The sequence below is a fragment of the Nonomuraea sp. NPDC049695 genome, assembly GCF_040674955.1.
In the GTDB taxonomy this organism is placed as follows: Bacteria; Actinomycetota; Actinomycetes; order Streptosporangiales; family Streptosporangiaceae; genus Nonomuraea; species Nonomuraea helvata.
In genome coordinates this window covers 58,902-69,585 of the sequence record NZ_JBFANV010000061.1, presented here as the reverse complement: position 1 = coordinate 69,585, position 10,684 = coordinate 58,902, and the positions used below count along the sequence as shown (strand labels likewise).

General features: G+C 70.9%; 9 protein-coding genes and 1 pseudogene. 7 read left to right on the top strand and 3 right to left on the bottom strand.

The features are described 5' to 3' along the window. Both AB0J64_RS38495 and AB0J64_RS38490 read left to right on the top strand, forming a co-directional pair. The coding region (locus AB0J64_RS38495) for a YhgE/Pip family protein (RefSeq protein ID WP_364038746.1) at positions 1-1,158 on the top strand (1,158 nt) is incomplete at its 5' end. Next, on the top strand, positions 1,155-1,754 hold the full coding sequence (locus AB0J64_RS38490) for a TetR/AcrR family transcriptional regulator (RefSeq protein WP_364038743.1): 600 nt from the start codon (positions 1,155-1,157) through the stop codon (positions 1,752-1,754). The genes AB0J64_RS38495 and AB0J64_RS38490, both read left to right, overlap by 4 nt. A gap of 63 nt (positions 1,755-1,817) precedes the next feature. On the opposite strand, the gene AB0J64_RS38485 is transcribed toward AB0J64_RS38490, so the two are convergent. Continuing rightward, positions 1,818-2,450, bottom strand: coding sequence for a TetR family transcriptional regulator (locus tag AB0J64_RS38485; protein ID WP_364038740.1), 633 nt, complete (start codon positions 2,448-2,450; stop codon positions 1,818-1,820). Positions 2,451-2,538: 88 nt separating this feature from the next. Here AB0J64_RS38485 and AB0J64_RS38480 point away from each other — a divergent pair, with 88 nt between their 5' ends. After that, complete coding sequence (locus tag AB0J64_RS38480) at positions 2,539-4,221, top strand: FAD-dependent oxidoreductase (protein ID WP_364038737.1); 1,683 nt, start codon at positions 2,539-2,541, stop codon at positions 4,219-4,221. Here the strand turns inward: AB0J64_RS38480 and AB0J64_RS38475 are convergent. After that, a complete protein-coding gene (locus tag AB0J64_RS38475) occupies positions 4,208-5,221 on the bottom strand; it encodes an NAD(P)-dependent alcohol dehydrogenase (protein WP_364038734.1) in 1,014 nt (337 codons plus the stop codon). The genes AB0J64_RS38480 and AB0J64_RS38475 overlap by 14 nt on opposite strands. Before the next feature lie 155 nt (positions 5,222-5,376). Between AB0J64_RS38475 and AB0J64_RS38470 the strand changes: the two genes are divergently transcribed. The 3 genes and pseudogenes from AB0J64_RS38470 to AB0J64_RS38460 all read left to right on the top strand — a co-directional run. Further along, the gene (locus AB0J64_RS38470) at positions 5,377-6,180 is read left to right on the top strand and encodes a helix-turn-helix transcriptional regulator (RefSeq protein ID WP_364038731.1); all 804 of its coding nucleotides are present in this window, start codon (positions 5,377-5,379) and stop codon (positions 6,178-6,180) included. Positions 6,181-6,340: 160 nt separating this feature from the next. Then, a complete protein-coding gene (locus AB0J64_RS38465) occupies positions 6,341-7,387 on the top strand; it encodes a sulfite oxidase (protein ID WP_364038728.1) in 1,047 nt (348 codons plus the stop codon). 144 nt (positions 7,388-7,531) lie between these two features. Then, positions 7,532-8,959 (top strand): annotated as a pseudogene (locus tag AB0J64_RS38460) (wax ester/triacylglycerol synthase family O-acyltransferase); the annotation flags it as partial. A 12-nt stretch (positions 8,960-8,971) separates the two neighbouring features. On the opposite strand, the gene AB0J64_RS38455 reads toward AB0J64_RS38460, so the two are convergent. Then, entirely contained in the window at positions 8,972-9,529 is a 558-nt protein-coding gene (locus AB0J64_RS38455) for a helix-turn-helix domain-containing protein (RefSeq protein WP_364038725.1), read from the bottom strand. Positions 9,530-9,657: 128 nt separating this feature from the next. Between AB0J64_RS38455 and AB0J64_RS38450 the strand changes: the two genes are divergently transcribed. Continuing rightward, positions 9,658-10,587, top strand: a complete 930-nt coding sequence (locus tag AB0J64_RS38450; protein WP_364038722.1) for an aldo/keto reductase — start codon at positions 9,658-9,660, stop codon at positions 10,585-10,587. Positions 10,588-10,684: the final 97 nt, after the last annotated feature.

Genomic DNA, 10,684 nt, shown 5'->3' with positions numbered 1-10,684 from the left:
AGCGCGGGCAGCGGCACCGGAAGCGGCGGCGGCGACGCCGGCCCGGACCTGCGGAACCAGGCGCGGGAGCTGGCGAAGCAGGCTCGCGAGATCGCGGCCGTGGCGCCCCAGCTCGGCTCCAAGCTGGACCGGGCCAGGGACCAGCTCAACGCCCTGGACGAGGGCCTCGGCAAGCTGGCCGACGGCGCCGCGAAGGTGAACGCGAGCGTGGACACGGCCGCTACCGGAGCGGACCGGCTCTACCAGGGTGCCACCGCGCTGGCCAACGGCTCCCGCCAGGTCACGAACGGCATCGGCCGGCTGAACGGCGGGCTGGTCAGGCTGAGCGACGGCGCGAGCCGGCTGAGTACCGGCGTGGATCGGCTCCATGACGGCGCGGGCCAGGTGGACAAGGGCGTGACCAAGCTCGCCGACGGATCGAGGGAGCTGGCCGACGGGCTCGGCGACGGAGCCACGCGGATACCCGACTATGACCAGCAGCAGCGCGACGCCCGCGCGAACGTGATGAGCGACCCGGTCCGGCTGGCCAAGACCGTCGACAACGAGGTGCCCAACTACGGCACCGGCTTCGCGCCGTTCTTCCTGCCGCTGGCGCTCTGGGTCGGCGCGATGATCGCGTACATGGTGCTGAAGCCGCTGAACCAGCGGCGGCTGGCGGGTACGACGGGCGCGGTGCGGATCGCGCTGGCGGGCTGGCTGCCGGGGGCGGCGCTCGGCGCGGCGCAGGTGGGCGTGCTGGTGGCGGTGCTGCGGTTCGGGCTCGGGCTGGAAGCCGCGCACTGGGCCGGGGTCGCCGGACTCCTGCTCCTCGCGACGGCCGCGTTCATGGCGGTCGTGCAGGCGGTGAACGCGCTGCTGGGCCCGCCCGGGCGGGTCGTGGCGCTGGCGCTGCTGATGCTGCAGCTCACCTCGGCGGCCGGGACCTACCCGATCGAGACGTCGCCAGGGTTCTTCCAGACGATCTCGCCGTGGCTGCCGATGAGCTGGGTGGTGTCGGCCTTGCGCCGGCTGGTCAGCGGTGGCGATCTCACCGTGGTGTGGCAGGCTTGCGGCGTGCTGTCGGTATTCCTCGTACTCGGGCTCGCGTTGACCACGCTCGCCGTTGAGCGTGGCCGCATCTGGTCCGTCAAGCGCCTGCACCCGGAGCTGGCGCTGTGAGCGAACGAAGTGAGCGCTCCGCCGGACGCGGGAGCCGGCAGGACACGCGGCAGAAGGTGTTCGGGGCGGCTGTGGAATTGATCGCCGAGCATGGGTACGCGGCCACCACGGTCGACGCCATCGCCGAGCGGGCCGGGGTGGCCAAGGGCACCGTGTTCTACAACTTCGCCAGCAAGGAGGGGCTCTTCCAAGCACTGCTGGCGCACTCGATCGACAAGCTCGCCGAGGCGCTGGCCGGCGCCGACACCGGGGAGAGCGCGCTGGACGCGCTCGACTCGGTGGTGCTCGGCCAGCTCAGGTTCTTCGAGGAGCACGGGGCCTTCGCCCGGGTGCTGCTGGCCGAGATGTGGCGCACCGCGTGGCAGGACGCGGTGGCGCGGCTGCGCCAGAGCGCGCTCAGCGTGTACGCGGACGTGCTGCGCAGGGCCGCCGCGAACGGCGAGGTCCGGGCCGACCTGGACGTGGAGACGGCGGCGACGGCCGTGTTCGGCATGGTCCTGACGGTCGCCATCGAGCGCCGCGCCCTCTATCCGGACCGGCCACTCGAGCGGACTCACGCGACACTGGCCGAACTCCTGCACGGCCGCATCAAGTAGGCGCCACGGGGCCCGCCTCGCCGTCTCTGCGATCACGACACCCCGGCTGACTCCCACCCCTGATCAGGCGGGGTCGAGTCCGAGGAGGCGGGCGACCAGGGCGACCTGTTCGGCGTAGTGGCGGAGGAACTCGGGCGAGCGGGGATCGACCCGGCAAACGCCTTCGATGACGTGCGGAATCGAGGTGGTCGCCATCGCGGCGGCCATCAACATGACCATCAGGCAGGCCGGGTCCACTTCAGCGGGCAGACCGCCTGCCGACTGGACGTCACGGATCTCGTCGACGGCTCTCTGCAGCCGCTCCGAACGGGGCGCGTGATCGGGATCGCTTTCCGGACCGGCGTACTCCAGACCGCCCCACGCCATCAGCCGGACACCGTCCGGGTTGCTCAGCGCCTCCAGCGCGTACCGGCGGATCTGCTCGGGCAGCGGCGTGTCCGGCGTCACGAGCTCGCTCTCACGCTGCCGCCACTCCTGTGACAGGGCCTGGTAGAGGCCCTCCTTGCCGTCGAAGTAGTACGAGATCAGCTGCTGGTTGACGCCCGCACGGGCCGCGATCGCGGCGATCCGGCCGCCCGCGTATCCGTGCGCGGCGAACTCGGCGGCCGCCGCGTCCAGGATGAGCTTGCGGGTGCGCTCCGCGTCACGCTGCCGCTCCTGCGGCTTGGGCGATCGGCGCGGCTTCGGCGTGGGCACGAACCGATCGTACATCCACCTGACAGTCCCATCTGGCAAGATGCGCTAATCAAGTAAATGGTTGACACAGCTAGGTGGGCTGTTGATTATGAGGTTGCGTGGCTACGACGACAGAGAGGCCGAGACGATGACCGGACCGTACGACCACAAGACCGCCGTTCTCATCGTGGGGGGAGGCATCACGGGCCTGTCCGCGGCGTTCTTCCTCGCGCGGCGGGGAGTCCGCTCGGTGCTGGTGGAGCGGCACCCGTCGACGGCGATCATGCCGCAGGCGCGGGCGTTCAACCCGCGGTCGATGGAGATCTACCGTGCCCTCGGCCTGGACGAGGAGATCCTCCGGCACCAGTCGATCCTGGTCGGCATGCCGGAGATGATCGGCGCGGACACGCTGGCCGGCGAGGAGCGCTTCCGCGTCGACATGCTCGCCCGGGTCCGGCCGGGAGGCATCAGCCCGGCCGATTGGGCGTTGATCGACCAGGACGAGTTGGAGCGCGTCGTACGGCCGCACGCCGAGCGCGCCGGCGTGGACGTGCGGTTCGGCACCGAGCTGGTCTCCTTCGACGGTGACGACGACGGTGTGACGGCCGTCGTGCGCGAGCTCGGCAGCGGGGCCGAGTCCCGCATCCGCGCCGGCTACCTCATCGCCGCGGACGGCAACCGCGCGGGCATCCGCGACCAGCTGGGCATCGGCGCGGACGGCCCCGGCGTGCTGGGCCATGCCGCGCACTTCATCTTCGACGCCGACCTCGACGGCGCGCTGCGGGGACGCAGGTTCACGCTCGCCTATTTCGACCAGCCGGTGACGGGCACGGTCCTGGCGCCGTTGGGGCAGCTCGGGCGGTGGATGCTCGGGGTGCCCTTCCAGCCGCGGCAAGGCGAGAGCATCGAGGACTTCCCCGAGCGGCGCTGCGTCGAGCTGGTCCGCCGCGCGGCAGGGATCGCGGACCTCGATGTCACGTTGGTGCCGCCGGCGCCCGGCTGGAGCCGGAAGGTGATGGACGTCAGGATCGGCGAGTGGGTGGCCCGGCGGTACCGGGCCGGCCGGGTGTTCTTCGCCGGCGACGCGGCCCACGTCTTTCCGCCGACAGGGTCCTTCGGCGCGAGCACCGGCATCGCGGACGCGCACAACCTGGCCTGGAAGCTCGCCGCCGTGCTCCACGGGCAGGCCGGAGCGGCGCTGCTCGACACGTACGAGGCCGAGCGCCGACCGGTCGCGCACACCACGATGGAGACCGCGCTGGCCATCCTCGACGCCCGCCACCACGCCGCCGGCGAGGAGGCCACCAGGATCGACGAGGTGACCATGGCTTTCGGTTACCGGTACCGCTCCACGGCCGTGCGCACCGAGCCGGCCACTCCCGAGGACCCCGTGGAAGACCCTCGTACCCCCAGCGGCCGTCCCGGCCTGCGCGCACCCCACGTGTGGCTGGACCGCGCCGGGACGAAGCTGTCCACATTGGACCTGTTCACCGGCTCCTTCACGCTGCTGGCCGGCGCCGAGGGCGCGGAGTGGGCCGAAGCGGCCAAGGCGGTGGCGGCCTCGCTCGACCTCGACCTCGACGTCCACCGCGTCGGGGCCGCCGAGCTACGCGACCCGGACCAGCGATTCCCGGACGCCTACGGCATCACCGGCGCCGGGGCCGTCCTCGTCCGGCCGGACGGGTTCGTCGGCTGGCGCGCCAAGGACCTCCTCCCGCAGCCGGAGCAGGAGCTACGGCAGGCGTTGACCCAGCTGCTCGCCCTGGATGCCCGTTCCATCAGTCGTGAGTGATGACCACCTTGCCGAAGCCACCGCCCGACTCCACATAGCGGAAGGCCTCGGGAACGTCCTCGAACGGGAACACCCGATCGAGGACCGGACGCAGCCGATGGGCCTCCACGGCGCGGGCCAGCTCGGCGAAGTGGGCACGGCTGCCCGTGGCGATGGGACGCAGCGTCGCACCCCCGCTGAACAGGAGCGCCGGGTCGATGGGCCGGGCTCCCGCGGCGCCGGAGAGCCAACGGCCGACGAAGGCCACCTCGCCGCCGAACGCGACGGACTTCAGCGACTGCTCCAGCGGCCCCGTCGAGTCGACGACGCGATCGACGCCCACGCCGCCGGTGAGAGCACGGACCGTCTCCGACCACGCCGGGTCCTCGCGGTAGTTGATCACATCGTCCGCCCCGAGCGCCTTCAGCCGATCGGCCTTGGCGGCGCCGGACGTGGTCACGATCACCCGGGCCCCGGCCAGCTTGGCGAACTGCAGCACGAACAGCGACACGCCTCCCGACCCCAGGGTCAGCACGCTGTGGCCGGGGCGGAGCGCGCTGCCACTGGTCAGGGCGTTCCAGGCGGTCACCGCCGCCAACGGCAGCGCCGCGGCCTCCTCGTACGACAGGTGCTCAGGGACGGGCACGACGCCGTCCTCGCTCACCACGGCGTACTCCGTCAACATGCCGTCGACCATCGTCCCGAGCTGCGCGGCGTTGTCCAGTCTGAACGGACCGTCCAGCCAGCGGGGAAAGACGGTGGCCGCCACCCGGTCGCCGGGCCGCACCCGGCCGACGTCCTCGCCGACGGCCACGACCTCCCCCGCCCCTTCACAGCCGGGCACCACGCCGGGCCTGATCGGCAGCGGATAGTTCCCGGCCAGCACCATCAGGTCACGGAAGCCGAGCGAGTTCGCGCGCACCCGGACGACGACCTGCCCACGCCCAGGTTCGGGTACGTCGTGCTCCTGGACCGTCAGCCCGGCGAGGCCATGCCCCGGATCAAGGTGATAGCTCCTCATCGAACAGCCCTTTCATCGTCTCGTGATCATGCCGGCCCACCGATGCCGGCGGACCGCCACTCGTTCCACCACGAGATCGTGTGCGGTGGCCGTGGTGCCCGGCAATTCCCTCGAGGGAATCGCCGGGACCGCCGTGGACCCGATAGAACGGTGCGGTGAGCAGCAGAACGATCGAACGGAGCGGCGTCGGCGCCGAGCTGAGCCGCTGGCGCCGGGCGCGCCGGCTCAGCCAGCTCGAACTGGCCACGCTGGCCGACACGACCCAGCGTCATCTGAGCTTCATCGAGAGCGGTCGCTCCCAGCCGGGGCGGGCGGTGGTGATCCGGCTGGCCGAGTCACTCGGCCTGACGCTGCGGGAGCGGAACGATCTGCTCGCGGTGGCCGGGTTCGCGCCGATGTTCACCGAGTCGGGCCTGGACGAATCCGCGCTGCGCCCGGTCCGGGTCGCCCTCGAGCAGATCCTGCACGGGCACATGCCGTATCCGGCGCTCGTCGTCGCGCCCTACGGGCGGGTGGTGGCGGCCAACGACGCCGTCGAGGTGTTCACCGAGGACGCCTCACCCGAGCTGCTCGCACCGCCGGTCAACATGCTGCGGCTCATGCTCCATCCGGACGGGATGGGACGCAGGGTGCGGAACCTGGACGAGTGGGGCCGGCATGTGATCGAGAACCTCCGTGCCAGGGCGCGGCGGAGCCCGGATCCGCGCCTGGACGATTTCGTCGACGAGTTGGCCGGATACGTCCCGCAGAGCCCGATCGGCCCCGGGCATCTCGGCTTCTCCGTGCCGATGCGGCTGGCGTCGGCGGACGGCGAGCTGCGCCTGATCACCACGCTGACCTCGTTCGCCACGGCGACCGACATCACGCTCGCCGAACTCCACCTGGAGGCGTTCCTGCCCGCCGATCAGGAGAGCGCCGACCTCCTCCGGATCCGGGCCGAGCGACGCAGCGCCGGATAGGCCCGGTTCCAGATTCCCTCGGGCGGGTAAGGCCCGAGATGGCGAAATGGAACGTTCCCGTACTGGTCGGACAGAGTTCGGCAACGTGGGGCGCGCCGGAACCCGCGTGAGGAGATTAAATGGTTTCCAGGTAGGAAATAGCTTGTACGAGGTGACTGCCATGAACCAAGTCACGGCGACGATCGTGAAGCCGCTGCCCGACCACCTGTTCAGGGTGCATGGCCTGAACGCGGAGATGCGATGGGAGGCCATGTCAGGAGAGGGATACCACACCCCGATCGACCGGTTCTTCGTGCGCAACCACACCTTCACCCCCTTCATCGACGTCACCACCTGGCGGCTGCGGGTGCATGGGGCGGGGGTTCGGCGTCCGCGGGAGTTCAGCTATGAGCAGCTGCGCGCCATGCCGTCGCGGACGTTCGACGTGGCGATCGAGTGCGCCGGCAACGGGCGGCGGTTCTACGGCACGCAGCAGAACGACGCCGCCCCGGGCACGCAGTGGGGGCTGGGCGGGATCGGGGTCGCGCGGTGGCGCGGGGTGCCGTTGAAGTTCCTGCTCAAGGAGGTCGGGCTCCTCCCCGGAGCGGTCGACGTCCTGCCCACGGGGCTGGACGCGCCGTTCGAGGACTACGGGCACGTACGCAGGCCGCTGCCGATCGACAAGGCCATGGACGACGTCCTCGTGGCGTACGAAATGAACGGCGAGCCGCTTCCCCCCGATCACGGATTTCCGGCGCGGCTGGTGGTGCCGGGATGGGTGGGAATAGCCTCCATCAAATGGCTCGGCGATATTGAGGTCTCATCGAAAGCGCTCTTCACGCCGTGGAACACGGTCTTTTATCCGGACGTCACCGTCCAGCCGGTGAAGAGCGCGTTCGAACTTCCCTGGAATGCGCGGCTCCCCCTCACGGGCCCGCACATCCTGCGCGGGCGCTCCTGGTCGGGGCAGGGCAGGATCGTCCGGGTGGAGGTCAGCCTCGACGGCGGGCTCAGCTGGCGCCAGGCCGAACATCACGGGCAGCACCTGGTCAGCGCGTGGCTGCCATGGCACATTTCATGGGCGCCCCGTCATACGGGACCCCACGTGCTGATGGCGCGGGCCACCGACGAGACGGGCGCCACGCAGCCGCTGGTCACGCCGCGCCACCCGTACGGGTACGCGTTCGACGCCGTCGTGCGCCACCCCATTGAGGTGGTCAATGGATAGATAATTGTCACCGATCCCGACTGAGCTGGGAATTCGCGCAATTCTGGTACGGCGTGCCGGAATTCATCTGAAAGACTCTCGCGGAAACCTTCCGGAAATCCCTGCATGTGATGCTGCACACACATCACGGGAAAAGGAGAGCAGATGCGCCAGCTCACCGCACTCGACGCCCAGTTCCTCAATGTCGAGACCGCGACCACCGCGGCACACGTGGCCGGGCTGGCGATACTCGACCCGGCCGACGGAGCGGTCAACAAGGACGCCCTGGCGCGGCTCCTGCTCGCGCGCCTCCACCTGTCCCCCGCGCTCAGCCTCCGGCTGGCCGAGGTGCCGCTCGGGCTTGACCGCCCGTACTGGGCGGCCGACCCGGACTTCGACATCGGCAACCATCTCTTCGAGCTGACGTTGCCCGCTCCCGGGGATGACTGGCAGCTGGCCGAGGCGGTGGCGGAGATCCACGCGCGACGCCTGGACCGGGCCCATCCGCTGTGGGAGATGCACCTGATCAACGGGCTGGCGGACGGGAAGGTCGCCGTCTACACGAAGGTGCACCACGCCGCCATCGACGGCGTCTCGGGCGCGGAAACCCTCGCCACCCTGCTCGACCTCACGCCCGACGGCCTGCACGGCGGCCCGGCGGCGACCCGATGCGTCGGCACGGCGGTTCCCGCGCCCCGGCAGGACGGGCCCGGGCTGGTCGAGATGCTGGCAGGAGCGGCCGCGCGAACGGCGACCCACCCCGTACGGGCCGTCCAGTCGGTCGTCAGGGCGGCCGAGGACCTGGACGCCATCCCGCTGGCGGCGGGCCTGCCCGGGGCGAAGCTCATCGCCAAGGCCGCGCGGCTGGTCGCCGGTGACCGGCACGACCGTCCCGAGCTGCCCAGCCTCACCGTCCCCCGGACCCCGTTCAACGGCCCGATCAGCGCCCGCCGCCGCCTCTCGTTCGGCTCGCTCTCGCTCAAGGACGTCAAGAACGTCGCCAAGGCCAACGGCCTGAGCGTCAACGACGTCGTCATGACCCTGTGCACCTCGGCCCTGCGCTCGTGGCTGCGGGAGCGCGACGCGCTGCCGGAGGCGCCGCTCATCGTCGCCGTCCCCGTGGCGGTCCGTACGGCCGGGGCCAAGGACCTGGTCGGCAACCAGATCTCCGCCATGATCGCCCCCATGCCCACGAACGTCGCCGACCCCCGAGAGCGCCTGCGGGCCGTCGGCGCCGCCATGAACACGGCCAAGCGGCGTTTCGCGCTGGCCCCGGCGACGTGGCTGAGCGAGCTCTGCTCGGTGCTGCCCGCCCCGCTGACCAGCCTGGCCACGCCGGCGATCTTCCGGCTGGCGGGGACGGCGTTCCCGCCGATCAACCTCATCGTCAGCAACGTGCCGGGCCCGCAGTTCCCGCTCTATCTGTGCGGCGGCAGAGTGCTGTCCTACTACCCGCTGTCCGTGCTGACCGACATGAGCGGCGGCCTGAACATCACCTGCTTCTCCTACGACGGCATGCTCGACTTCGGCATCGTGGCCTGCCCCGAGCGGATGGACGACGTGTGGGGGCTGCTCGGCCACCTGCGTACGGCGCTCGACGAGCTGCTAGAGGAGCGAGTGGGCGATGAGTTCCGCGACGGCGTCAGGATCGATCTGGTGCCCGGTCAGCTGGCAGAGGTTCTCCTGGTAGAGCAGGACGGCGGCGAACGTGGCCGCCGCCACCTCCAGTCTGGCCGCGTCCCCGCGCGCTCCGGGCAGCGCCAGCTCCAGCGCGAACCTGGCACGTCTGATCAGCTCACCGTTGAGCCGCCCGAGCCGCTCCTTGACCGAGCCGTGGGTGTCGGCCTCCCTGAACAGGATGCGCCGCATCGCGGGTGAGGCCCGCAGCGGGAGGCCGCGCGCCAGCCTGGACAGCGTGCGCGCCGGGTCGCCGGGCACCGCGTCGACCTCGCGCCCCTCCTCGACCAGCGTGCGTTCGTCGACGAGGGCGACCAGCACGTCGATCTTGCGAGGGAAGTAGTGGAAGATCAGCCCTTTGGGCACTTTCGCGAGCCGGGCGATGACCGCGGTAGGAGTGGCCTCGTAGCCGCCGCCCGCGAACAACTCCTCGGCCGCGTCCAGGATGCGCGTACGCGCGTCACCGATCACCACAGCTCGCACCATAGCGCCACCTGCAGCTTCACCGCCATCCCGGCGAAGCGAGACCCCCGTGTCCGCCCCCGGGACGTCCGCCCGAACTCAGCGAGGGGGTGCCATCGGGTCAGCTCGGCGCGGGTGCCGATAATGGCGTAATGAGCTCAATAGGTACATCGGACCTGTCCGTTTTCCCGATATCGCTCGGCACAAATGTCTTCGGGTGGACCGCCGACAAGGAGGCGGCGTTCGCGGTCCTGGACGCGTACGTCGACGGCGGCGGCAACTTCATCGACACCGCCGACGTCTACCCGTACTGGGTGACCGGTGAGTCCACCTCGGAGATGATCATCGGCGAGTGGCTGGACACCCGCCGCAACCGCGACTCGGTCGTGCTCGCCACCAAGGTCGGCATGCTGGAGGGGCTGCAGGGGCTGGCCCCCGCCACCATCCGGACCGCGGTCGAGGACTCGCTGCGCCGGCTGCGCACCGACTACATCGACCTCTACTGGGCGCACGCGGACGACCACGACACGCCGCTGGTGGAGTCGCTGGCGACGTTCGACGCGCTGGTCCGCGAGGGCAAGATCCGGTACGCCGGGGCGTCCAACTACGGCGCGGACCGGCTGGCGGAGGCGCTCAAGACCTCCGACGAGGAGGGGCTGACCCGCTATGTGGCCCTGCAGCAGCAGTACAACCTGGTCGAGCGGGGTTACGAGGGCGAGCTTCGGGACGTGGTGGCCCGGGAGGGCCTCTCCAGCACGCCGTACTTCGGGCTGGCTCGCGGGTTCCTGACCGGCAAGTACGCGCCCGGCGTGACGGTCGACAGCCCCCGGGCCGGCGGGGCGGCCGAGTACCTGCAGAAGGAGCACGGACGCCGGGCCCTGGACGCGCTGACCAAGGTGGCGGCCGAGCGCTCGGTGGCCCCGGCCACGGTGGCGCTGGCCTGGCTCGCCGCCCAGCCCACGGTCGCGGCGCCGATCGCCAGCGCCCGGAACGTGACCCAGCTCGAGCCCCTGCTGGCGGCCGCGGAGCTGACGTTGAGCGAGGAGGAGCTGACTCTCCTGGACGAGGCCTCCCGCCTCTGACGCGTACGCCGCACCTCTGACGCGTACGCCGCACCTTTGACGCGTGCGCCCTAGGGCGGGAATGGGCGCACGCAGGTCATCCGTCGGCAGCACGAAG

What these genes read in the sequence shown, in the direction of transcription:
- AB0J64_RS38480 (WP_364038737.1), top strand. Translation starts at nt 2,539, where the DNA reads ATGAGGTTGCGTGGCTACGACGACAGAGAGGCCGAGACGATGACCGGA.
- AB0J64_RS38475 (WP_364038734.1), bottom strand. Translation starts at nt 5,221, where the DNA reads ATGAGGAGCTATCACCTTGATCCGGGGCATGGCCTCGCCGGGCTGACG.
- AB0J64_RS38465 (WP_364038728.1), top strand. Translation starts at nt 6,341, where the DNA reads ATGAACCAAGTCACGGCGACGATCGTGAAGCCGCTGCCCGACCACCTG.
- AB0J64_RS38455 (WP_364038725.1), bottom strand. Translation starts at nt 9,529, where the DNA reads ATGGTGCGAGCTGTGGTGATCGGTGACGCGCGTACGCGCATCCTGGAC.
- AB0J64_RS38450 (WP_364038722.1), top strand. Translation starts at nt 9,658, where the DNA reads ATGAGCTCAATAGGTACATCGGACCTGTCCGTTTTCCCGATATCGCTC.